Annotated in this window: 20 protein-coding genes, 2 tRNA genes and 1 pseudogene; 18 read left to right on the forward strand and 5 right to left on the reverse strand. The window is 72.9% G+C overall.

Going from position 1 to position 22,556, the window contains the following annotated elements:
• The 7 genes and pseudogenes from IE217_RS29950 to IE217_RS29980 form a co-directional block, all read left to right on the forward strand.
• Positions 1–121: pseudogene (locus IE217_RS29950) on the forward strand (UTP--glucose-1-phosphate uridylyltransferase); the annotation flags it as partial.
• Positions 122–126: 5 nt separating this feature from the next.
• Complete coding sequence (gene glp / locus IE217_RS29955; RefSeq protein WP_190181098.1) at positions 127–1,449, forward strand: molybdotransferase-like divisome protein Glp; 1,323 nt, start codon at positions 127–129, stop codon at positions 1,447–1,449.
• Between the two features lie 86 nt (positions 1,450–1,535).
• Entirely contained in the window at positions 1,536–2,069 is a 534-nt protein-coding gene (gene moaC, locus IE217_RS29960) for a cyclic pyranopterin monophosphate synthase MoaC (protein WP_190181099.1), read from the forward strand.
• Complete coding sequence (locus IE217_RS29965) at positions 2,066–2,566, forward strand: MogA/MoaB family molybdenum cofactor biosynthesis protein (protein WP_190181100.1); 501 nt, start codon at positions 2,066–2,068, stop codon at positions 2,564–2,566. The genes moaC and IE217_RS29965 overlap by 4 nt, the downstream gene beginning before the upstream one ends.
• 20 nt (positions 2,567–2,586) lie before the next feature.
• Complete coding sequence (locus tag IE217_RS29970; RefSeq protein WP_190181175.1) at positions 2,587–3,219, forward strand: GNAT family N-acetyltransferase; 633 nt, start codon at positions 2,587–2,589, stop codon at positions 3,217–3,219.
• A gap of 184 nt (positions 3,220–3,403) precedes the next feature.
• Positions 3,404–4,858 carry a divisome protein SepX/GlpR gene (gene sepX, locus IE217_RS29975; RefSeq protein ID WP_190181101.1) on the forward strand — a complete coding sequence of 485 codons (1,455 nt, stop codon included), beginning with the start codon at positions 3,404–3,406 and terminating at the stop codon, positions 4,856–4,858.
• A gap of 74 nt (positions 4,859–4,932) precedes the next feature.
• Positions 4,933–5,006: transfer RNA gene (locus tag IE217_RS29980), tRNA-Ala, on the forward strand.
• 107 nt (positions 5,007–5,113) lie between these two features.
• Here the strand turns inward: IE217_RS29980 and IE217_RS29985 are convergent.
• Positions 5,114–5,590: a GNAT family N-acetyltransferase gene (locus IE217_RS29985; RefSeq protein WP_189711447.1), complete on the reverse strand. Its 477-nt coding sequence runs from the start codon at positions 5,588–5,590 to the stop codon at positions 5,114–5,116.
• 92 nt (positions 5,591–5,682) lie between these two features.
• Here IE217_RS29985 and IE217_RS29990 point away from each other — a divergent pair, with 92 nt between their 5' ends.
• A complete protein-coding gene (locus IE217_RS29990) occupies positions 5,683–6,486 on the forward strand; it encodes an exodeoxyribonuclease III (protein ID WP_190181102.1) in 804 nt (267 codons plus the stop codon).
• Positions 6,487–6,549: 63 nt separating this feature from the next.
• On the opposite strand, the gene IE217_RS29995 is transcribed toward IE217_RS29990, so the two are convergent.
• Both IE217_RS29995 and IE217_RS30000 read right to left on the reverse strand, forming a co-directional pair.
• Positions 6,550–7,896, reverse strand: a complete 1,347-nt coding sequence (locus IE217_RS29995) for a recombinase family protein (protein WP_229865696.1) — start codon at positions 7,894–7,896, stop codon at positions 6,550–6,552.
• A 147-nt stretch (positions 7,897–8,043) separates the two neighbouring features.
• The gene (locus tag IE217_RS30000; protein ID WP_190181176.1) at positions 8,044–8,664 is read right to left on the reverse strand and encodes a MerR family transcriptional regulator; all 621 of its coding nucleotides are present in this window, start codon (positions 8,662–8,664) and stop codon (positions 8,044–8,046) included.
• Between the two features lie 184 nt (positions 8,665–8,848).
• On the opposite strand from IE217_RS30000, the gene IE217_RS30005 reads away from it, so the two are divergent.
• The 4 genes from IE217_RS30005 (at position 8,849) to IE217_RS30020 (ending at position 12,740) form a co-directional block, all read left to right on the forward strand.
• Positions 8,849–10,516 carry a flavin-containing monooxygenase gene (locus IE217_RS30005; RefSeq protein ID WP_229865697.1) on the forward strand — a complete coding sequence of 556 codons (1,668 nt, stop codon included), beginning with the start codon at positions 8,849–8,851 and terminating at the stop codon, positions 10,514–10,516.
• A complete protein-coding gene (locus IE217_RS30010; protein ID WP_190181104.1) occupies positions 10,513–11,511 on the forward strand; it encodes an alpha/beta fold hydrolase in 999 nt (332 codons plus the stop codon). The genes IE217_RS30005 and IE217_RS30010 overlap by 4 nt, the downstream gene beginning before the upstream one ends.
• A complete protein-coding gene (locus IE217_RS30015; RefSeq protein ID WP_190181105.1) occupies positions 11,508–12,410 on the forward strand; it encodes an SDR family oxidoreductase in 903 nt (300 codons plus the stop codon). Before IE217_RS30010 ends, IE217_RS30015 begins: the two co-directional genes overlap by 4 nt.
• A 144-nt stretch (positions 12,411–12,554) precedes the next feature.
• On the forward strand, positions 12,555–12,740 hold the full coding sequence (locus IE217_RS30020; RefSeq protein WP_229865698.1) for a hypothetical protein: 186 nt from the start codon (positions 12,555–12,557) through the stop codon (positions 12,738–12,740).
• Positions 12,741–12,867: 127 nt separating this feature from the next.
• Here IE217_RS30020 and IE217_RS30025 read toward each other — a convergent pair whose 3' ends face one another.
• A complete protein-coding gene (locus IE217_RS30025; protein ID WP_190181106.1) occupies positions 12,868–16,311 on the reverse strand; it encodes a S41 family peptidase in 3,444 nt (1,147 codons plus the stop codon).
• 188 nt (positions 16,312–16,499) lie between these two features.
• Between IE217_RS30025 and IE217_RS30030 the strand changes: the two genes are divergently transcribed.
• From IE217_RS30030 to IE217_RS30040, 3 genes are all read left to right on the forward strand, one after another.
• Positions 16,500–17,099 carry a TetR/AcrR family transcriptional regulator gene (locus IE217_RS30030; RefSeq protein WP_190181107.1) on the forward strand — a complete coding sequence of 200 codons (600 nt, stop codon included), beginning with the start codon at positions 16,500–16,502 and terminating at the stop codon, positions 17,097–17,099.
• Between the two features lie 132 nt (positions 17,100–17,231).
• Positions 17,232–19,478 (forward strand): MMPL family transporter, encoded by a 2,247-nt coding sequence (locus IE217_RS30035; RefSeq protein WP_190181178.1) that lies wholly within the window; start codon positions 17,232–17,234, stop codon positions 19,476–19,478.
• A gap of 87 nt (positions 19,479–19,565) precedes the next feature.
• On the forward strand, positions 19,566–20,081 hold the full coding sequence (locus tag IE217_RS30040; RefSeq protein WP_190181108.1) for a YbaK/EbsC family protein: 516 nt from the start codon (positions 19,566–19,568) through the stop codon (positions 20,079–20,081).
• Positions 20,082–20,114: 33 nt separating this feature from the next.
• Here the strand turns inward: IE217_RS30040 and IE217_RS30045 are convergent, their stop codons facing one another.
• Positions 20,115–20,996, reverse strand: a complete 882-nt coding sequence (locus IE217_RS30045) for a MurR/RpiR family transcriptional regulator (protein WP_190181109.1) — start codon at positions 20,994–20,996, stop codon at positions 20,115–20,117.
• 74 nt (positions 20,997–21,070) lie between these two features.
• Between IE217_RS30045 and IE217_RS30050 the strand changes: the two genes are divergently transcribed.
• From IE217_RS30050 to IE217_RS30060, 3 genes are all read left to right on the forward strand, one after another.
• The gene (locus tag IE217_RS30050) at positions 21,071–21,937 is read left to right on the forward strand and encodes an EamA family transporter (protein WP_190181110.1); all 867 of its coding nucleotides are present in this window, start codon (positions 21,071–21,073) and stop codon (positions 21,935–21,937) included.
• Between the two features lie 124 nt (positions 21,938–22,061).
• Positions 22,062–22,135 (forward strand) — tRNA-Met (locus tag IE217_RS30055).
• A 128-nt stretch (positions 22,136–22,263) separates the two neighbouring features.
• Positions 22,264–22,554 carry a DUF1876 domain-containing protein gene (locus IE217_RS30060; RefSeq protein ID WP_190181111.1) on the forward strand — a complete coding sequence of 97 codons (291 nt, stop codon included), beginning with the start codon at positions 22,264–22,266 and terminating at the stop codon, positions 22,552–22,554.
• Positions 22,555–22,556 lie beyond the last annotated feature (2 nt).

The following is a 22,556-nucleotide window of genomic DNA, read 5'->3' on the forward strand; positions in this document are numbered from 1 at the left end:
CTACGACACCGGCGACCGCGGCGACTACCTGCGAGCCATTGTCAGACTCGCATGCGAACGTGAAGACCTGGGCCCCGACTTCAAGGCCTGGCTTCGCCGGTACGCAGCCGAGGAGATGTAACGACGTTGAGCAGCGCCGAGCCCCGCACTCCGGGCCCCGACCACCTCTGGTCGGTGGACGAGCACCTGGCAGACGTCCTCGCCACCGTCCGCCCCCTGGAGCCCATCGAGCTGCAACTGCTCGACGCCCAGGGGTGCGTCCTGGTCGAGGACGTCATGGTGCCCCTGTCCCTGCCGCCGTTCGACAACAGCTCCATGGACGGCTACGCGGTGCGGGTCGCGGACGTCTCGGGCGCGAGCGAGGAGTTCCCGGCGGACCTCGAGGTCGTCGGGGACGTGGCCGCGGGCGCGGCCGACCCCGTCCGGGTCGGGCCGGGCCAGGCCGCCAGGATCATGACCGGCGCCCCGCTGCCGCCCGGCGCGGAGACCGTCGTACCGGTGGAGTGGACCGACGGCGGGCTCGGCGAGGGACCGGTCAGCGGGATGCGCGCCCGCAGCCTGGCCCCCGAGGGCGCCACCGGGCACGTGAGCGTGTACCGCCCGGCCGAGGCCCGCGCGCACGTGCGCGCGAAGGGCGGCGACGTCAAGGCGGGCGACCGCGCCCTGAGCGCGGGCACCGTCCTCGGGCCCCCGCAGATCGCGCTGCTCGCCGCCATCGGCCGCGGGACGGTCCGGGTGCGCCCGCGCCCACGCGTGGTCGTGCTCTCCACCGGCAGCGAACTCGTCCAGCCCGACGAGCAGCTCGGCGGCGGCCAGATCTACGACTCCAACAGCTTCGCCCTGACCGCGGCCGCGCGGGACGCCGGGGCCATCGGCTACCGGGTGGGCGCCGTCGCCGACGACGCCGACACCCTGCGCTCCACCATCGAGGACCAGCTCGTCCGCGCGGACCTCATGGTCACCACCGGCGGGGTGAGCGTCGGCGCGTACGACGTCGTCAAGGAGGCGCTGTCCCACGTCGGCGACGAGGACGAGCCGGGCGCCGGGGTGGAGTTCCGCAAGCTCGCCATGCAGCCCGGCAAGCCCCAGGGCTTCGGCACGGTCGGGCCCGACCACATCCCGCTGCTGGCCCTGCCCGGCAACCCGGTGTCGTCGTACGTGTCCTTCGAGCTGTTCGTGCGCCCCGCGATCCGCACCCTGATGGGCCTTCAGGACGTCCACCGGCCCACCGTCCGGGCGCGGCTGAACGCGGACAAGGCGCTCAGCTCGCCGCGGGGCCGCAGACAGTTCCTGCGCGGAGCCCACGGCGACGGCGAGGTGACGCCCGTGGGCGGTTCCGGCTCGCATCTGATCGCCGCCCTCGCGCAGGCCGACGCGCTCATCGTCGTACCCGAGGACGTCGAGACCGTGGAGCCCGGCGCCGAGGTCGAGGTGATCCTGCTCGGCTGAGCGGGCGGGGTTGGCGGTACCGTGTCGCGCACAGCAGGCCCGCGCTCCGCACCGCGCCGGGCCCCGACCGGGAGCGCCACACGATCATGACCGTGCCTTCCCGGGGGGAGACCCCCGGATCCCCCGTACCGCCCGCGCAGGACGACGCGCGGGGCCGGCTGACCCACATCGACGAGGCGGGCGCGGCCCGCATGGTCGACGTGTCCGGCAAGGACGTCACCGCGCGCACCGCGCGCGCCCGCGGCCGCGTCCTCGTCTCGCCCCGCGTGGTCGAGCTGCTGCGCGGCGAGGGGATGCCCAAGGGTGACGCCCTGGCCACCGCGCGGATCGCCGGGATCATGGGCGCCAAGCGCACGCCGGACCTCATCCCGCTGTGCCACCCGTTGTCGGTGTCGGGTGTGAAACTGGACCTGTCGGTCGCGGACGACGCCGTGGAGATCACGGCCACCGTGCGGACGACGGACCGCACGGGCGTGGAGATGGAGGCGCTCACCGCGGTCAGCGTCGCCGCGCTCACCGTGATCGACATGGTCAAGGCGGTCGACAAGAGGGCGGTCATCACGGACGTACGGGTGGAGGAGAAGACGGGCGGCAAGTCCGGCGACTGGAGCCGGACATGACCTACCGCGCACTGGTGGTCACCGCCTCCAACCGGGCGGCGGCGGGCGTCTACGAGGACCGGGGCGGCCCGCTGATCGCCGACGCCCTCGAGCGGTTCGGATTCCTCGTCGACGGCCCCCGCGTCGTGCCGGACGGCGACCCGGTGCGCGCCGAACTGCGCGCGGCCGTCGAGAGCGGTTACGACGCCGTGGTCACCACCGGCGGCACCGGCGTCTCGCCCACCGACCGCACGCCCGAGGCGACCCGCGAGGTCATCGAGTACGAGGTGCCGGGCATCGCGGAGGCGATCAGGGCCTACGGCCGGGACAAGGTGCCCACCGCCGCGCTGTCGCGGGGCCTTGCCGGGGTGGCCGGGCGGACCCTGATCGTCAATCTGCCGGGCTCCACCGGCGGGGTGAAGGACGGCCTCGCGGTGCTGGAGCCCCTCCTGACGCACGCCGTGGACCAGATCCGCGGCGGCGACCACCCCGGATCCGGCGCGGGGGGTGCGAGCTGAACACCCCGTCGTGGCCCGTGGTGCTCGCTGAGGGCGCGGTCGTCCTGAGGCCGATAAAGCTGCGCGACCAGCGGGTCTGGCGCGAGGTCAACCGGCGCAACCGGGACTGGCTCAGACCCTGGGAGGCGACCATCCCGCCGCCCACGCCCGGCGGCCCCCTCACACACCGGCCGACGTACCGGCAGATGGTGCGGCACCTGCGTTCCGAGGCGCACGCCGGCCGGATGCTGCCGTTCGTCATCGAGTACGAGGGGCGTCTCGTCGGGCAGTTGACGGTCGCCGGGATCACCTGGGGCTCGATGTGCTCGGGCCACATCGGCTACTGGGTGGACGAGTCGGTGGCCGGCCGCGGGGTGATGCCCACGGCGGTGGCACTGGTCGTGGACCACTGTTTCCGCACCGTCGGACTGCACCGCATCGAGGTCTGCATTCGCCCCGAGAACAGGCCGAGCCGCCGGGTCGTGGAGAAACTCGGATTCCGCGAGGAGGGGCTGCGGCCGCGTTATCTCCACATCGACGGAGCCTGGCGCGACCACCTGGTCTTCGCACTCACCGCGGAAGAGGTGCCCGAGGGACTGCTGAACCGCTGGCGCCGCAGCCGGCCGCGCGACTCCGAGAACAGCCAGGGGAATCCCGCGCGCCCCGGAAATTGAATAAGTGTTCGAAAATGATCGTCCCGAGATCCGGGTGCGATCGTCTTCGACTCATTGAATTCGCCGCCTTGACGGGCTGTTGATCGCATCGGTCGCAAAAAAAGTTCGAAATATCAGCCGGATCGTGCGACACACCGGCCCAATTGGCAGATGGCCTCACGCAAACCCCTCTACCGTGTGAGGCGTGAGCAGCAGCGGCCTCATCTACGCAGTCATCGTCGGGGCCTGGGCCGCCTACTTGGTGCCGATGTGGCTCCGTAGGCAGGACGAGCTGAACGAGGCCCGTCCGACGGAACGCTTCAGCACCGCCATCCGGCTGCTGTCCGGACGGGCGGGTATGGAGCGCCGGTACGCCAGGGACCTGCGGGCGCGCTCCGCCGAGGAGGGGGAGTCCAGCGCCGTGGAACCGGACGCCGTCACCGACTCGGTGGACGTCCGGGCCTTCGCCGTGCCCCCGGCCCGGGAGCGGGAGCGCGAGCAGGCGCCGGCGCACCCGCCGCAGGACCGGCCGGAAACCGCCCGCGAGCAGGCGGCGGCCCGCGACGCACGTGAACAGGCGGCGGCCCGCGACGCACGGGAACAGGCGGCGGCCCGCGACGCACGGGAACAGGCGGCGGCCCGCGACGCACGTGAACAGGCGGCGGCCCGCGACGCACGGGAACAGCGCGAGCAGCGCGGCCGGGCGGCCGACGGCAGGCAGGGCCAGGGGCGCGCCCAGGGCTCCCGGCCCCCGGCGGCGGTCCCGGCCCAGGGCACCGCTTCCCGCAGGGTGACCTCCGAGGTCCCCGCGTCCTCCGCCAACCCCTCTACCGCCCCCGACCGCCGACGCGTTCCCGCCGCCCGGCGCGCGCCCGGCGCGGAGGCGGCCGCCGCGCGCGCCCGGCGCTCCAAGGTCCTCGCGCGCCGTCGGCGCACCACCGTCGTACTGTTCCTCGCCTTCACCGTCGGCGCGATCGTCGCCGCGGTCGGCGGGCTCGCGTTCCTGTGGGCCCCCGCCGTGCCGGCCGTGATGCTCAGCGCGTACATCGCGTATCTGCGCGCCCAGGAACGGCGCCGCTTCGCCTACCAGATGGACCGCCGCCGCGCCGAGGTCGCCGCCCAGCGGCTGCGCGAGAACCGGCACCAGCCGCGCCGGCGCACGCCCCTGGACCCGGCCGCCGACGAACCGGACGCCGGTCCCGAACCGGAGACCGACCCCGGCCTCGCCGCGCTCGCCGCCGACCGGCGCGCCCTGGTCGAGCAGACCGACCACGCCGAGTGGCTGGACCAGCAGCGCGAGCGCCGCAGCCGCCCCGGCCAGGGCGACAGCTGGGACCCGGTGCCGGTGCCGCTGCCCACCTACGTGACCGCGCCGGTCGCCCCGCGCGCCACCCCCGACGTGGACCTGGGGGCGCCGGACGCCTGGAGCTCGGCCCGCTCGTCCTCCGTCGTGCCGGAGCAGGAGGCGGCCCCGGCCGCCGAGGAGCCGCCGCACGCCGGGCAGCACGCCGAGCCGCCCGCCTACGACGACAGGCCCGGCGCCGACGGCCGCACCGACGCCCGCCGCGCCGCCTCCGCCCGCCGCTCCCGCGAGCGCGGCCGGACCCCGCTGTTCGACCAGTACGAGGACGGCGACCGCCCCCGCGCGGCCAACGAGTGATCCCCGCCCCTGACCAGCCCGGGTACGGATTTCCAACCACCCGGACGGGGATGCTAGAGTTTCACTCGTTGCAAGGGCCTGTGGCGCAGTCCGGTAGCGCACCTCGTTCGCATCGAGGGGGCCAGGGGTTCAAATCCCCTCAGGTCCACGCAGCTCGAAGCCCCCGTCGGGAAAACTGACGGGGGCTTCGACATGTTCGGCCTCGTCCGAAGCCGAAGCCCCGGCCGAAGCCGAGGGCCTAGGCCAGGGCTTCGGTTACAGCTTCTTCGCGAAGCACATGCTCGACTCGTACTCCCGGTAGTAGCCGAACTTGACGCACGGTTCGTAGCCGCTGGAGGTGTAGAGGGCGATGGCCTCCGGCTGCTGGTCGCCGGTTTCCAGGACCATGCGGCGGCGGCCGGCGGCGCGGGCGTCCTCCTCCAGCGCGGCGAGCATCCGGCGCGCGAGCCCGCGGCCGCGCATCTGCGCGATCACGAACATGCGCTTGAGCTCGGCGTCGCCGTCCTCGTTGCCCTCCTCGTTGCGGTCCTGGCTGCGCCAGCCGCCGGTGGCCACCGGGGTGCCGTCCTCGTCGTAGGCGATCAGGTAGACGCCGTGGGGCGGCCGGAACTCGGCCGGGTCCAGGGGGGTGGCGTCGCCGCCGTCGCCGTAGCGGACGTGGTATTCGGCCTGGACCTCGTCGTTCAGCTTGACGGCGTCCGGGTGGTCGAAGGGAACAGGGCGCAAAATCATGTTGGGCACCGTATATCAATGCAATCGGTAACGGGAGAGCGGGACAATGGTCTCTTACGAGGCCCCGTCCAGTGTGCCGGTAAAGTGCCCGCGTGCTGACTGTGACCTCCGCCAATGTGAACGGGCTGCGCGCCGCCGCCAGGAAGGGCTTCGTGGAGTGGCTCGCGGGGACCGGCGCCGACGTGCTGTGCCTCCAGGAGGTGCGCGCCGAGCCGCACCAGCTGCCCGAGCAGGTGCGCGCCCCCGAGGGCTGGCACGTCGTGCACGCGCCCGCCGCCGCCAAGGGCCGCGCCGGCGTCTCCCTCTACACCCGCCGCGAGCCGGACCGGGTCCGGATCGGCTTCGGGTCCTCGGAGTTCGACGCGAGCGGCCGTTACGTCGAGGCGGACCTGCCCGGGGTCACGGTCGCCTCCCTCTACCTCCCCTCCGGTGAGGTGGGCACCGAGCGCCAGGACGAGAAGGCGCGGTTCATGGGCGAGTTCCTCGGCCACCTCAAGGAGCTGCGCGAGCGGGCCGCCGCCGACGGCCGCGAGGTACTCGTCTGCGGCGACTGGAACATCGCCCACCAGAGGGCCGACCTGAAGAACTGGCGCGGCAACACCAAGAACTCCGGCTTCCTGCCGGAGGAACGCGCCTGGCTCACGCGCGTGCTCACCCCCGAGGACGGCGGCTACGTCGACGTCGTACGCGCCCTGCACCCGGACACCGAGGGACCGTACACCTGGTGGTCGTACCGGGGGCGGGCGTTCGACAACGATTCGGGATGGAGAATCGATCTCGCCGTGGCGACGCCCGGGCTCGCTCAGCGTGCGGTCAAGGCGATCGTGGAGCGAGCGGCCAGCCATGCAGAGCGGTGGTCGGACCACGCCCCGGTGACCGTGATCTTCGCGATGTGACGCTGACCGCGCGGGAGGCCCTGCCGGCAGGTGCTGCTCTCCCGTGCGGTCTCGTCGGTCAGCTCAGTGGTCCCACCGGCTGTCGCTCGGTTCTCCGATGGTGAAGGTCAGGCGTGCGGTGTCCGGCCCATGGTTGCGTTCGGGCCCGCCGCCGCGTCGGCCCTTGGCGGCCGTTACGCGGACTCCGTCGCGGAGCAGGCCCTCGCGGACTGCTCTCCCGTCCTTCCCCGTCGCTTGGTGGTAGCGGTCGAGCGTGTACCGCTCGAGCCAGTCGGAGCGCATCCCCGCAGGTGCGGGGCACACCTCACCGCGAGCGGTCGCTCGGCACAGGTAGTCGCCGTACGCGTAGCCCTTGCGCGCGGCGAAGTACATGCGTCCGCCGCACCCTTGGCAGTGCGCCACGCCGATGAGCAAGGCAGTCGTTCGACGCCTCGGGCGGTGGGTCCCGTTGGAGCGGGCCCGCAAAGTGACCTGTAAGGCGTCGAACTCGGCATCGGAGAGCAGCGGACGGCCGATGAGCACGGGCGCACCCAGTTCATCGCGGACGGTCTGGCCACCATGGGTGCGGTGGCCCATCAAGGTCGGGCTGCGCAGCACCTTGGACAGGGTGCCGGACGTCCACCGGAAGCGGTCGAAGTCGCGCCCGTGGCGGCGGCCCCCCATGGAGCGCCCCTGGAGCTGGGCATGGCGGTCCCGAGGGACGGGCACGCCCTGCTCGTTGAGGTCGCGCGCGATGGCGAGCAGCGACCGTCCCGATTCCACATCGCTCACGATCGACCGCACGAGGGGGGCGGTATCGGGGTCGGGAGCCAGGCACCACCCGCTTCCCGAAGGATGAGGTGCCTTCCGGTATCCGAAGGGCACCAGCCCACCGCCGTAGCGACCGGTCTCGCGCAGGGCCGCGTGGGCGCTGGTGAGGCGCGCGGAGATGGTCTCCGCCTCCTGCTGGGCGTCGCGGGCCAGGTCCACGCAGCGTTGGACGACGGAGTCGCCTGAGAGAGGTGTCATCACCAGCGGAAAACCGTCCTCGGGCATCCCGAAGACGAGAATTCGGCCGTGCCGGCGAGCCCATGCGATCAACTCGGTCATGTGTTGAACGGAGCGCACCGCACGGTCGACGTGCGACCAGACGTCAGCCTCGTACGCGTGGGGTCGTTGCAGCCACGGTGAGAGGGCCGGCCTTTCGAACGGAGATGTCTTACGTGCCGAGACGCCGACGTCCGAGGCTTCGGCGATCAGAGTGAAGCGGAGTTGGTCGGCGCAGCGCCGGACGGCGGAGCGCTGCCGGCCGGGTGATGTTGTCACACTGGTGGCGCAGCTCAGACGCAGAGCTGCCAACGCCCGGAGCGGACGGGCGCGGAGCGGGTCGAAGCAAGCGGGAAGGGCCGAGAGCGGGCTACGCTCGGGCATGTCGACACTCCTTGGAAGAGTCGGCCGTACCCCGGGGCTGCTGACACAGCCGCCGGGGCCTTTTCGGTCCCACTCTCGGAGGTCGAATCGACTTTCGTCGGCGCTTGCCCTGAGTGTGCCCCGATGGAGTGAACGACCGGCGGATCCTTAAGTCCGCTTGCTGAGCCGCCGGTCCAGGGCCATCGACAGTTCCGCGTCGACCACGCTCTTCGCCAGGGGGCGCAGGCGCGGGAGGTCGCCCTCCGAGGCGTGCCGGAGGATCAGGTCGGTGAAGAGGGCGGCCAGGGCGTCGGCGTGGTCGCGGACGCGGCGGCCGGCGGCGAGCACCTCGGCCAGGGGGATGCCCTCGCGGACCAGGGCGGCGGACACGTCCAGCAGGCGGCGGCTGATGTGGACGATCTCGTCGCCGTCGGTGCCGAGGTAGCCGAGGTCCATGGCGGCGGCCAGGTTCTCGGCGGTGACTTCGCCGGCGAAGTGGTCGGCGAGTTCCTCGGGTGTCAAGCGCACCGGGGTCTCCTCGGTGGGGGCGCCGATGCCGAGGAGGTCGCCGACGTCGCGGCCGTGGTCGAAGGCCTCGGCCAGTTCCGCGATGCCGCTGAGGGTGTGGCCGCGCTCCAGCAGGGCGGAGATGGTGCGCAGCCGGGCCAGGTGGTGGTCGTCGTACCAGGCGATACGGCCCTCGCGGCGCGGTGGCGGGATCAGCTTGCGCTCGCGGTAGAAGCGCAGCGTGCGCACGGTGATGCCGGCCAGCCGGGCCAGCTCCTCCATGCGGTACTCGCGCGGGCCCGCGCCCCGTCCGTCGCGTCGTCCAGCGTCTTCAGCCACGGCAGCAGCCTATGTTGTACCGCCGGTAACTTTCCTTGCCCGCCCCCTACCGATCGGTACGGAGCTCCTCTACGCTCCCCATTGCGCCAGTGTTCACTGGCAGATTCGCTGTGAGGAGGGGCGCTCCATGGCCGAGCGGGAACACGGGCACGTGCACGGGCAAGGACACGGGCAAGGGCCCGGTCACGAGAACGAGCACGTGCGGGTGGCGGTGATCGGGTCCGGGTTCGGCGGCCTCGGCGCCGCCGTGCGGCTGCGCCGCGAGGGGATCACCGACTTCGTCGTGCTCGAACGGGCCGGCAGCGTCGGCGGCACCTGGCGCGACAACAGCTATCCGGGGTGCGCCTGCGACGTCCCCTCCCACCTGTACTCCTTCTCCTTCGCACCCAACCCCGAGTGGCCGCGCACCTTCTCCGGCCAGGAGCACATCCGCGCCTACCTGGAGCACGTGACCGACGTCTTCCACCTGCGCCCGCACATCCGCTTCGACTCCGAGGTCAAGAAGATGACCTGGGACGCCGGAAGGCTGCGCTGGGACATCGAGACCACCGGCGGCAACCTCTCCGCGGACGTCGTGGTCTCCGCGACCGGACCGCTGTCCGACCCGAAGATCCCGGACATCCCCGGGCTCGACACCTTCCCCGGCCGGGTCTTCCACTCCGCCCGCTGGGACCACGACTACGACCTCGCCGGCAAGCGGGTCGCCATGGTCGGCACCGGCGCCTCCGCCATCCAGATCGTGCCGTCCATCCAGCCCGAGGTCGCCCGGCTCACCCTGTTCCAGCGCACCCCCGCGTGGGTGATGCCCCGTGTCGACCGCGCGATCAGCGGCCTGGAGCGCTCGGTGCACCGCGCGCTGCCGGTGACCACCCAGCTGCGCCGCGGACTGCTGTGGGGCATCCGGGAGTTGCAGGTCCAGGCGTTCACCAAGCGCCCCGACGAGCTCGGCTTCGTCGAGCGGCTGGCCAAGCGCAACATGGCCCGCGCCATCAAGGACCCCGCGCTGCGCGCCAAGCTGACCCCCGACTACCGCATCGGCTGCAAGCGGATCCTGCTGTCCAGCACGTACTACCCGGCGCTCGCGCGGGACAACGTGGACGTGGTGGCGTCCGGGCTCAGCGAGGTCCGCGGCTCCACCGTGGTCGCCGCCGACGGCACCGAGGCCGAGGTCGACGCGATCGTCTTCGGCACCGGCTTCCACGTCACCGACATGCCGATCGCCGAGCGGGTCGTCGGCGCGGACGGCCGCACGCTCGCCGAGAGCTGGCGGGGCGGCATGGAGGCGCTGCGCGGCGCGTCCGCGGCCGGCTTCCCCAACTGGATGACGATCATCGGGCCCAACACCGGCCTCGGGAACTCCTCGATGATCCTGATGATCGAGTCGCAGCTCAACTACATGGCCGACTACCTGCGCCAGCTCGACGTCCTCGGCGGCCGGGCCGCCCTGGACGCCCGCCCGAGCGCGGTGAAGGCCTGGAACCGCAAGGTGCAGGACCGCATGAAGCGCACGGTGTGGAACACCGGCGGCTGCACCAGCTGGTACCTGGACGCCTCCGGCCGCAACACCACCATCTGGCCCGGCACCACCACGGAGTTCCGGCGCGCGACCCGGCGGGTCGACCTCGCCGAGTACGAGGTGCTGCGCGCGCCCGCCCGCGAGGGCGCCACCGCGCCCGCCGAGCCCGCCGGGCAGACCCAGCCCACCGAGCCCGCCGAGCCCGCCGGGCAGACCCAGCCCACCGAGCCCGCCGTGCCAGCCGAGCGCGACGAGCGCGCCGAGGCGGTGGAAGCGTGAGCCGCACGACCCACGTCACCTCCGGCCCGTACGCCCCGCCCACGCCCGCCCGCGAGCTCACCGTCACCTCCGCCGACGGCGCCCGCCTGCACGTCGAGGTGCACGGCCCCGCCGGCGACCCAGCAGTCCCCGCCGTCGTGCTCGCCCACGGCTGGACCTGCTCGACCGCCTTCTGGGCCGCGCAGATCCGCGACCTGGCCGCCGACCACCGCGTGATCGCCTACGACCAGCGCGGCCACGGACGCAGCCCGGCGAGCCCCGCCTGCAGCACCGACACGCTCGCCGACGACCTGGAGGCCGTGCTCGCGGCCACCCTCGCCCCGGGCGAGAAGGCGGTCGTGGCGGGCCACTCCATGGGCGGCATGACCGTCATGGCCGCCGCCGCCCGGCCCGGCTTCCAGGAACACGCGGCGGCCGTACTGCTGTGCAGCACCGGCAGTTCGGGGCTGGTGGCCCGGTCGACCGTGGTCCCGCTGCGGTCCGGACGGGCGCGCACCTGGCTGACCCGGCACGTCCTCGGCTCGCGCGCACCCCTCGGGCCGGTCACGCCGCTCGCCCGGCGGATCCTCAAGTACGCCACCATGGGCCCGGGTTCGGCGCCGCACATGGTCGAGGCGTGCGCCCGGATCGTGCACGGCTGCCCGAGCCGGGTGCGGCACGCCTGGTCCGAGGTGCTGAACCTGCTCGACCTCGACCACGGCGTACGGGAGTTGCGGGTGCCGGCCGCGGTCGTGGTGGGCACCGCCGACCGGATGACCCCGCCGGTGCACGCACGGGCGCTGGCCGCCGCGCTGCCGCAGTGCGTCGGCCTGACCGAACTGGCCGGCCTCGGCCACATGACCCCGGTGGAGGCGCCCGAGCTGATCACCGGCAAGATCCGGGAACTCGTCACCGCCTACGGGCAGTCGCACGCGCACCCGGACGGCGGCGCGGGCGCCGGCGGTCGCGACGGCGACGAGAACGACGACGACGTACGGATCAAGGAGGGCGCATGAGCAGGGTGAGCCTGGAGGGACAGGTCGCGGTCGTCACCGGGGCCGCGCGGGGCGTGGGGGAACTGCTCGCGCGCAAACTGTCCGCGCGCGGCGCGCGGGTCGCGCTGGTCGGTCTGGAGCCTGACGCGCTGAAGCAGGTCGCGGAACGGCTGCACGGCGAGAGCGCGTACTGGCACGCCGACGTCACCGACCACGAGGCGATGACCCGGGTCGCCGCGGAGGTCGAGGAGCGGTTCGGGAAGGTGGACATCGTGGTCGCCAACGCCGGTGTGGCGACCGGCGGTCCGTTCGCCGGCTCCGACCCGGAGTCCTGGCGGCGCGTGATCGAGGTCAACCTCATCGGCTCGGCCGTCACCGGGCGGGCGTTCCTGCCCGCGCTGACCAAGAGCCGCGGCTACCTGCTCCAGATCGCCTCCCTCGCCGCCATCACCCCGGCGCCGATGATGACGGCGTACTGCGCCTCCAAGTCCGGTGTGGAGGCGTACGCGCACAGCCTGCGGGCCGAAGTCGGCCACCTGGGCGTGCGGGTGGGCGTCGCCTACCTGTCCTGGACCGACACCGACATGGTGCGCGGCGCCGACCAGGACGACGTGATGCGGGAGTTGAGGCAGAGGCTGGTGTGGCCGTCCAACAAGACCTACCCGCTGGGTCCGACGGTGGACCGGATCGTCGAGGGCGTCGAGCGGCGCTCGAGCCACGTCTACGGGCAGTGGTGGCTGCGCGGGATGCAGGGCGTGCGCGGGTATCTGCCGGGCCTCATCGGGACGGTGGGCCAGCGGGAGATGCGGCGGTTCGCGGACCGCCTCGCCGGGATGCGGACCGGGCTGGTGGGAGCGGGCGGCGCCGCCGACGAACAGCACCGCGGCACCCGGAGCACTTCGGGCCCGCGCCGCCGCTGATCCCCCGCTCACGCGGCCGCCGACCCGCCGATTACGCACCGTCGTTGATCGACATGCGCACGGTCACCGCCCGTGTGAATCTGGTCGAGGTCGATCCCCTCACCCACTTGGGGATCCCCTTCACCCACACGGGAGTGAAACAGCATGGCTATGAAGGACAAGTTCCAGGACCAGGCCGAGCAGTGGCAGCAGCAGGGCAAGGAGCGCACCGGCGAGGGCCGCGAGAAGGCCGGCCAGCGCTCGTCCCAGCAGCGCGAGCGTGCGCGTCAGGGCATCGACGACACGCACGACGAGATGGAGGACCGTCTCAACGAGGACTACGACCGGTAGTCACCGTCGTCACCGTAGTCATCGTGTGATGCCATGCTCGGCTTCGGCCGGGAAGACGCGGGGTGCCCTGTGTGTCGGGGCACCCCGCGTCCGTGCCCCCGCCGGGACACCGCGGCCGCGGGCCGCCTCAGGGGCGCGGGGGCAGCTTCGGGCGGGACCGGTCGGGCACGTCGCGGTAGTCGGGCGGGTCGGCGGCCGGGTTGGACTCCAGGAGTTCCAGGGCGAGTTCGATGGCGTCGTCCATCTCCACGTGCCGGCCCTCGGCCCAGTCCATCGGGGTGCGCAGGCTCTCCACGTCCGGCGCGACGCCGTGGTTCTCCACGGACCAGCCGTACGCGTTGAACCAGGCCGCGTTCATCGGCACCGTGATCACCGTGCCGTCGCCCAGGCGGTGCCTGCCGGTCATGCCGACCACTCCGCCCCAGGTGCGCTGGCCGACGACCGGCCCGAGCTTCAGCAGCCTGAAGGCCGCGGTGATCATGTCGCCGTCGGAGGAGGTCGCCTCGTCGGCGAGGGCCACGAGCGGCCCGCGGGGCGCGTTGGAGGTGTACGACACCGGCTGCGCGCCCCGGGTCAGGTCCCAGCCGAGGATGGTCCGGGTCAGCTTCTCGACGACGAGTTCGCTGATGTGCCCGCCCGCGTTGCCGCGCACGTCGACGATCAGCGCGGGCCGGGAGACCTCCATGCGCCAGTCCCGGTTGAACTGCGCCCAGCCGGAGCCGCCCATGTCGGGGATGTGCAGATAGCCGCACCGGCCGCCGCTCAACTCCCGCACCACCGCGCGCCGTTTGGCCACCCAGTCCTGGTAGCGCAGCGGCCGCTCGTCGATCAGCGGGACGACGGCCACCCGGCGCGCGGGTCCCCCGCCCTCGGCCGGCGCGAAGGTCAGCTCCACCGTCGTACCGCCGGAGCCGGCGAGCAGCGGGTACGGGCCGGCGACCGGGTCCACCGGGCGGCCGTCCACGTGGGTCAGGACCGCGCCCTCGCGGATGCCCGTGCCGGCCAGCGGGGAGCGCGCCTTGGAGTCGGAGGAGTCGCCGGACAGGATCCGCCCGACCACCCAGCCGGCCTCCCGGTGCGCGAAGTTGGCGCCGAGCAGGCCCTGCCAGCGCTGGTAGTGCGGCGGCCCCTCGTTGCGGCGGGCGGCGGCGACGTAGGCGTGCGAGGTGCCGAGCTCGCCCAGCACCTCGCGCAGCAGGTCGGCGAACTCGTCGGGGGAGGCGACCCGTTCGACCAGCGGGCGGTACTGCGCGAGTACGCCGTCCCAGTCGATGCCGCACATCCGCGGCTCCCAGAAGTAGGCGCGGATCAGCCGGCCCGCCTCCTCGTAGGCCTGGCGCCACTCGGCGGCCGGGTCGACGACCTGCACGATCCGGCGCATGTCGATCCAGGCCGTGGTGTCGAGGTCGCCGATCTCCGTGGACGGCACGGCCCGCAGGTCGCCCTCGTCGACGACGACCAGCCGGGTGCCGTCCCCGCTGACCCCGAACCAGTCGAGGTGGCCGACGAGTTCGGACTTCTTCGCCTTGCTGATGTTGAAGTGCTCCAGGGTCGGGCGGCCGGTGGTGTCGTCCGGGTTGGCGAAGGTCTCGCCGAGCGCGCCCGAGATCGGCCAGCGCAGCCAGACCAGGCCGCCGCCCGCCACCGGGTACAGGCCGGAGTACTTGGAGGCGATGACCGGGAACGGCGTCACCCGGTTCTCCAGGCCCTCGACCTCGACCGTCACGGTGCCCGACTCGCCGCTGTCCTCGTCCTCCACCGGGTCCAGGCCGCCCGCCGCCGGGCGGCCCTCGGGGTTGAGCGCGAAGGGGGAGGGGGTCGCGGAGGACAGCGGGACCAGGTAGGGCTTGCAGCCGAGCGGGAAGGACAGGTCGCCGGTGTGCACGTCGTACACCGGGTCGAAGCCGCGCCAGGACAGGAAGGCGAGGTAGCGGCCGTCCCGGGTGAACACCGGGTTCTCGTCCTCGAAGCGGCCGTTGGTGACGTCGACGACCGTGCGGTCCTTGATGCGGGCCATCCTGATCTGCCGCAGGGTGCGCCCGATCCCGGGGTGCGACCAGGTCAGCCAGGCCCCGTCGGGGGAGAAGGCCAGGTCCCGCACGGGCCCGTTGACGGACCGGACCAGCTCGGTGACTCCGGCCCCGGTCTCGACCCCGGCTTCGGCCCCGGTCTCGACCCCGGCTTCGACCTCGGTCGCGACCTCGGCTTCGACCCCGGTCTCGCCCTCGGCCCCGGCCTCACCCTCGCCCCCGGCCTCGGCTTCCGCTTCGGCTGCCGTCTCGCCCGCGGTCTCACCCTCGGCGTTCGAGCCCTCGGCTTCCGCGCCCACGCCGTCCGTGCCCCCGCCGTCCGTCACGTCGAGCAGCAGCAGGCGGCCGTCGTGGGAGGCGATGGCCAGGCGTTCGCCCGCGGGGTCGGCGACCATCTCCAGGACCCGGCCCAACCGCCCGGAGGCGAGCCTGCGGGGCGGGCGTGCGCCGGTGGCGCGGGGGAGGTGGGAGATCTCGACGGCGTCCTCGCCCTCGGCGTCGGTGACGTAGGCGACCTGGCCGGTCTCGCCGAGCATCTCCGGCAGCCGGACGCGTACGCCCGGGGTGTCGATGAGGGTGCGGGCCGGGCCGTCGCGGTGGGTCAGCCAGTACAGGGAGCCGCGTACGACGATCGCGCTCGCGCGGCCGGTCTCGTCCACCGAGAGGCCGTCGACGTGCTGGGAGGCCGGCACCTGGTACGGGCGGCGTCCGGCCCGGGGCCCGCCCAGGCGTACCTCCAGCCGGCGCGGGACGGCGCCGGGGGAGAAGTCGTCGACGATCCACAGGTCGCCCGCGCACTGGTACACCACGCGCGTGCCGTCGCTCGAGGCGTGCCGGGCGTAGAAGGCGTCGTGGTCGGTGTGGCGGCGCAGGTCGGTGCCGTCGTGGGCGCAGGAGTAGAGGTTGCCGACGCCCTCGTGGTCGGAGAGGAAGGCGATCCGGCCGCCGACGAACATCGGGCAGGCCAGATGGCCGTCGAGGCCGGCGAGCAGCCGCCGCCCGTGCAGCCAGAGGCGGCCCGTGGCGCCGCCGCGGTAGCGCTTCCAGGAGGCGGGTTCGTGCGGCGGGGTCCCGGTCAGCAGCAGGCTGCGCCGCTCGCCGTCGACGTCGGCGACCTGGATGTCGGAGACCGGCCCCCAGGGCAGCTTGCGGCCGGGGGAGCCGTCGGTGTCGACCTTGTAGGCCCAGGTGAAGTAGGAGAACGGCTCGCCGTGCGAGGCGACGGCGAGGATCGCGGTGTGGCCGTGCTCGTCGGGCGGGCTCCAGCCGCACACCTGGGTGTCGGAGCTGCCCCAGTACGTCAGCTGCCGGCCGGGCCCGCCGTCCACGTCGAGCAGGTGGACCTCAGGCACCAGGCTGCGCCAGCTCGTGTACGCGAGCCGGCGGCCGTCGGGGGAGAAGCGCGGGTGGCCGGCCTTGGTGCGGTCCACGGTGAGGCGCCAGGCCCGGCCCGCGCCGTCCAGCGGCGCCAGCCAGAGGTCGTCCTCGGTCACGAAGCACAGGAGGTCGCCGCTGATGTGCGGCAGGCGCAGATAGCTCACCTCCCCATGCTTCGCCGGGGGATGGAGCGGGGCAAATCGTGAAAGACGGGACCGTGTGCGGAGCGCGTGACCCAGCACACGTACGAAACAGTTTCGTTTCGCTTTGGTCCTGCGCTACATTCGTTCGGTACGACGCGTACGAAACCGTGTCGTTCGCAAGCGGTACCGGAGCGGAAGGGGTGACGGACATGGCCGAGGGCGCGACCCAGCGGCGCAGCCGCATCACGCCCGAGCGCGAGGCCGAGCTGTACGAGGCCGTGCTCGACCTGCTCCGCGAAGTCGGCTACGACGCCCTCACCATGGACGCCGTCGCCGCCCGTACCAAGTCCAGCAAGGCGACGCTCTACCGCCAGTGGGGCGGCAAGGCCGATCTGGTCGTCAAGGCGCTGCGGCACGGCAAGCCGGGCCGTCTCGACGAGATCGACACCGGCTCCCTGCGCGGCGACCTGCACGCCCTGGTGGCGCTGGAGGACGACTGCACCATGGAGCGCAACTCCGCGCTCATGCGGGGCGTCGCCATGGCGATGCACCACAACGAGGATCTGCGCCAGGCCTTCCGGGAGCAGGTCATCGACCCGGAGATGGGCGGGTTCCGGCAGGTCATGCGGCGTGCCGTGGACCGCGGGGAGATCCGCGAGGACTGCCCCGCCCTGGAGTTCACGCTGCACATGATGGTCGGTGGCTTCGCCACCCGGGCCCTGCTCGACGACCAGCCGCCCACCCGCGCGTTCCTCATCTCGTACATCGACGCCGTGGTCCTCCCCGCCCTCGGCGTGTCCCCTCACTGACACCTCCCCGGCAAGCCCACCCCCTGACGTACCCTCCCCCATCGCCTTGACGGCATGGGCGGTGCCCCCATCGTCGTCGGGCTGATCACCCCTGCCCAGAACCGAACACGACCTGACCGGGAGTACGCCCCCGTGGCCACGTACCTCTACAAACTCGGCCGCCTCGCCTTCAGGCGACGGCACTTCGTCGCCCTGATCTGGGTGGCGCTGCTGACGCTCGCGGGCGTCGGCGCCGCCTCCGCGCCCGCCGCCGGCAACACCTCCTTCTCCGTCCCGGGCACCGAGGCCCAGAAGGCCTTCGACCTGCTGGAACAGCGGTTCCCCGGCGCGAGCGCCGACGGGGCGACCGCGCGGGTCGTCTTCAAGGCGCCGGCCGGCGAGAAGATCACGGACGCCCGGAACAAGGCCGCCGTGAAGAAGACGGTCAAGGAGCTGTCCGGCGGCGCCGAGGTCGCCTCCGCCGGCGACCCGTACACCGGGCGCGCCGTCAGCAAGGACGGCACGATCGCGTACGCGTCGGTGAAGTACAAGGTCTCCGGCATGGAGCTGAAGGACTCCTCCCGCACCGCCCTGAAGAACGCGGCGCAGGACGCGCGCGAGGCCGGGCTGACCGTCGAGGTCGGCGGCGACGCCCTCAACGCGGCCCCCGAGACCGGCGCGACCGAGGTCGTCGGCATCGCCGTCGCGGCCGTCGTCCTCGTCATCACCTTCGGCTCGCTGCTCGCGGCCGGGCTGCCGCTGCTGACCGCGCTGATCGGCGTGGGCATCGGAGTCTCCACGATCACCGCGCTCGCCCACGCCCTCGACCTGGGCTCCACCACCTCCACCCTGGCCACCATGATCGGCCTCGCCGTCGGCATCGACTACGCGCTGTTCATCGTCTCCCGCTACCGCGCCGAACTCGCCGAGGGACGCGAGCGCGAGGAGGCCGCCGGGCGGGCCGTGGGCACCGCGGGCTCCGCGGTGGTCTTCGCCGGCCTGACCGTCGTGATCGCCCTGGTCGGCCTGTCGGTCGTCGACATCCCGATGCTGACGAAGATGGGCGTCGCCGCGGCCGGCACGGTGGCCGTCGCCGTCCTGATCGCCCTCACCATGATCCCGGCCCTGCTCGGCTACGCCGGCCGCAGGGTCAAGCCGGCCGGCGAGAAGAGCAGGCTGCTGGGCGGCGCCCGCGCCGCGCGCCGGGGCGGCCAGGACCGGCCCAACATGGGCACCCGCTGGGCGAGCTTCGTCGTCCGCCGCCCGGTCGCCGTGCTGCTGCTCGGCGTGCTGGGCCTCGGCGCCGCCGCCGTGCCCGCCGCCTCGCTGGAGCTGGGCCTGCCCGACGACGGCTCCCAGCCCGTCTCCACCACCCAGCGCCGCGCCTACGACCTGCTCTCGGAGGGCTTCGGCCCCGGCTTCAACGGCCCGCTGCTGGTCGTCGTCGACGCCAAGGACAGCGCCCGCCCCAAGGCCGCCTTCACCCGGGTGACCGACGAGATCAAGAAGCTGGACGACGTCGCCACCGTGACCCCGGCCCAGCCGAACAGGGCCGGCGACACCGCGACCGTCACCGTCGTGCCCGACTCCAAGCCGTCCTCGGCGAGCACCGAGGACCTGGTGCACGCCATCCGCGCCGCGGGCGGCGGCATCGCGGCCGAGACGGATGCGAAGGTGCTGGTCACCGGCTCAACGGCGATGAACATCGACGTCTCGCAGAAGCTCAACGACGCGCTGTTCCCCTACCTCGCCCTGGTCGTGGGCCTCGCCTTCCTGCTGCTGATCGTGGTGTTCCGCTCGGTGCTGGTCCCGCTGAAGGCGGCGCTCGGCTTCCTGCTGAGCGTGATGGCGGCCCTCGGCGCGGTCGTCGCGGTCTTCCAGTGGGGCTGGCTGTCCGGTCTGATGGGCGTGGAGCAGACCGGGCCGGTCATGTCGATGATGCCGATCTTCATGGTGGGCGTCGTCTTCGGACTCGCCATGGACTACGAGGTGTTCCTCGTGACCCGCATGCGGGAGGCCCACGTCCACGGCGAGAAGCCGGGCCAGGCGGTCGTCACCGGCTTCCGGCACGGCGCGCGGGTCGTCACGGCGGCCGCGGTCATCATGATCGCCGTGTTCTCCGGTTTCATCGGCTCGAGCGAGTCGATGGTCAAGATGATCGGCTTCGGCCTGGCGATCGCGGTCTTCTTCGACGCGTTCGTCGTACGGATGGCCCTCGTTCCCGCCGTACTGGCCCTGCTCGGCCGGAAGGCCTGGTGGCTGCCGAAGTGGCTGGACCGGGCGCTGCCCAACGTGGACGTCGAGGGCGAGGGGCTGCGCACCGGGCACCCGAGGGACGCGGACACGGACACGGACACGGACACGGATCCGGACGCGGAGCGCGAACTGGTACGGGTCTGAGCCGCCCGGCGGGGGCCCGGGCCCCCGCCGACGCGCTCATAACAACGCGCTCGCGTGGCACCTGCACCCGCCGCTAGCGTGCCTTGCATGACGACGACAGCCGCCACTGACGCCGAGGGCTTCGGAGCCCACCCGCGATTCGCCGAGGCGCTGCGGGAACTGGGGCTCGGTGAGCTCACCGCCCGGGTCCGGCGCTTCCCCGACGCCACCCGCACCGCCGAGCAGGCCGCCGCGGCCGTCGGGTGCGAGCTGAGCCAGATCTGCAAGTCGCTCATCTTCGCCGCCGACGGGGTGCCGGTGCTGGTGCTCATGGACGGCGCCTCCCGCGTGGACGTCGAGCTCGTGCGCAAGGAGCTCGGCGCCGAGAAGGTGACCCGGGCCAAGGCCGACGTCGTACGCGAGACCACGGGATACGCCATCGGCGGGGTGCCGCCCTTCGGGCACCGGACGCGCACCCGCGTACTGGCCGACCGGTCGCTGCTGGAGCACGACACGGTGTGGGCGGCCGCGGGCGACCCGCACGCGGTGTTCCCCATCGCGCCGGACGCGCTCGTCGCCCACGCCGGGGCCACCGTCGTGGACGTGCGCGAGCGCACCGCGTGACGGACGCGGTCCTCCCCGCCGCCCTCCACGCCGTCAGTACGCGTGAGCCGCGGTGACCTCCGCGGAGCGGGCCAGGGCCTGCTGGGCGTCCGGACCGCGCAGGGCCAGCAGGGTGAGGGCCAGTGCGTCCACCACGACGAGATGAGCGAGGCGGCCTGCGACGGCTTCCAGGCCGAGGGTGAGGTCCTGGCCGCCGGCGAGCAGTGTGCACTGGCTGGTCTCGGTCAGCGGTGAACGGGCGTAGCTGGTGAGCGAGATGACGGTGGCTCCGCGTGCGTGGGCCCGTCGGGCGGCGTCCACGGTGGTGCGGGTGGCGCCGGTGTGGCTGACGGCCAGGCAGACGGCGTCCGCCGGAAGCGTCGAGGCGGCCACCTCGGCGGTGAGCGGGTCGGTGGGGGCGTCGACGGCGCAGCCCAGGGCCCTGAGGCGGTAGGCCGCGTCGGTGGCCACGGCGGTGGACAGGCCCGCACCGACGACCAGGATCCGGCTCGCGCCGTGCAACGCCTCGGCGGCGGTGCGCAGGTGGTCGGGAGAGACGGTCGCGGACAGCCCGTCCAGGGCCTCGCGTGCCGCTTGCACGGTGTCGGCCAACGCGCGGGAGGTGGGATCGGCGCCTTCCGGGGTGGTGGGCCGGGGCGCCTCCCGGGCCGCCGTGATCTTCACCTCCTGATAGCCGCGGAAGCCCAGCCGCTGACAGGCGCGGACCACGGAGGAGGGCGCCGTGTGCGCCATCGCGGCGACGTCGCTGACGCTCAGCCGGACCAGTTCGGGGCCCTGATCGAGCAGGACCTGGGCGACCCTGGCCTCCGCGTCGCGCAGTTGCGGCAGCCGGGCGCGTACGTGGGCGGCGAGATTCCGCACGCCGGCGGCCCGTGCGTCCGCGGAAGTACTCCCGGTCGGGGAATGTCGTTCCATGTGGGTAGCATAATGCGGAATTCAATTCCCTACCGCCTCACCTTCCGGAACGGTCGACGCTCATGGATGTGTTCATGCGAGCAGGCACCGCCGTGCCCGTAGTGGTGCCCGTAGTGGTGCTGGCCGCGGCGGTGCTGCACGCCGTGTGGAACGCGCTGGCGCACGCGATGCCGGACAAGCTCGCCGGCTTCACGCTGATCAACCTGGCCTTCGTCGGCGTCAGCGCGATCTGGGTCTGTTTCACCCCGCTCCCCGGCTCCGCCGCCTGGCCGTTCGTCGCGGCCTCGGCCGTGCTCCAGGCCGCCTATCAGACGCTGCTGCTCCAGGCTTACAGGCTCGGTGACTTCGGCCAGATGTACCCGGTGGCGCGCGGCGTCGCGCCCATGCTGGTCGCCGTCCTCTCGGTGAGCGTTCTCGGCCAGGAGCCGTCAGCCCCCGAACTCACCGGCGTCCTGATCATTTCCGCCGGGCTGGTCGCCCTCGCTCTGGCGGACGGCCTGCCGGACCGCACCCAGTTGCCGGCACTGGCGGCTGCCCTCGGCACCGGCGTCATGATCGCCTCGTACACCGTCGTCGACGGCACGGGCGTACGGCGCTCGGACAGTGTCTTCGGCTACATAGCCTGGAGTTTCCTGCTGCAGGGCGTGCTCTTCTGCGCGGGCGCCTTGGCGCTGGGCGGGCGCGGACTGTCATCCCGGCTGCGGCGCGCCCCGATACGCGGACTGACCGGTGGGGTGCTCTCCCTGACCGCGTACGCACTGGTGGTATGGGCGCAGGATCACGGCGACCTGGCGTCCATCGCCGCACTCCGCGAGACGAGCATCGTCATCGCCGCGCTGCTCGGCACCGTGCTCTTCCGCGAGCGACTGGGTGGCCGACGGCTGGCCGCGAGCGTCACCGTGGTGGCCGGCATCGCCGTGCTCCAACTCGCGCACACCTGAACGTCCGGGCCCACAAGCGCCTGACCGTCGGCCGGCCCGCGCAGCCCGCTCGGTCCCGGAGCGAGCGGACCACCGTGGCTGGTCACTGGGTGCCGCTGAGTGGCGTAGGGTGTTCCTACACCGACGCGGGGTGGAGCAGCTCGGTAGCTCGCTGGGCTCATAACCCAGAGGTCGCAGGTTCAAATCCTGTCCCCGCTACTACACACGAAGCGGAGCCTGGGCATACACGCCAGGCTCCGCTTCGTATTTGGTCGCGTCCCGTCGCCACACGCACTCTCACCGCGCTGCGCCCGCGGCCCTGTGGGAGCACCCTGGAAGGAGGTGTTGTGGAGGTGACCGTCATGATGAACACCGCTGTGGGATGGCATGTGGAGCTGGAGTTCACGGAGGACGACCAGCACACGCGGGCGGCGGCGCTGGTCCGGCTGCCCGACGGCAGCGAGGTCCGGGCCCACGGGCGCGCCAGCCGTCACCACACCGACTCCAACCAGCCCCGGGTGGGCGAGGAGATCGCCGGCGCCCGCGCGCTGAACGAGCTCGCCATGCAGTTGCTGACCAAGGCGCACGGCGAGATCGACGACGCCTCGGGGCGGACGTCCCAGCCCATTCACGTCTGAGC

The sequence above is a fragment of the Streptomyces naganishii JCM 4654 genome (assembly GCF_014650575.1).
GTDB classification, from domain to species: domain Bacteria; phylum Actinomycetota; class Actinomycetes; order Streptomycetales; family Streptomycetaceae; genus Streptomyces; species Streptomyces naganishii.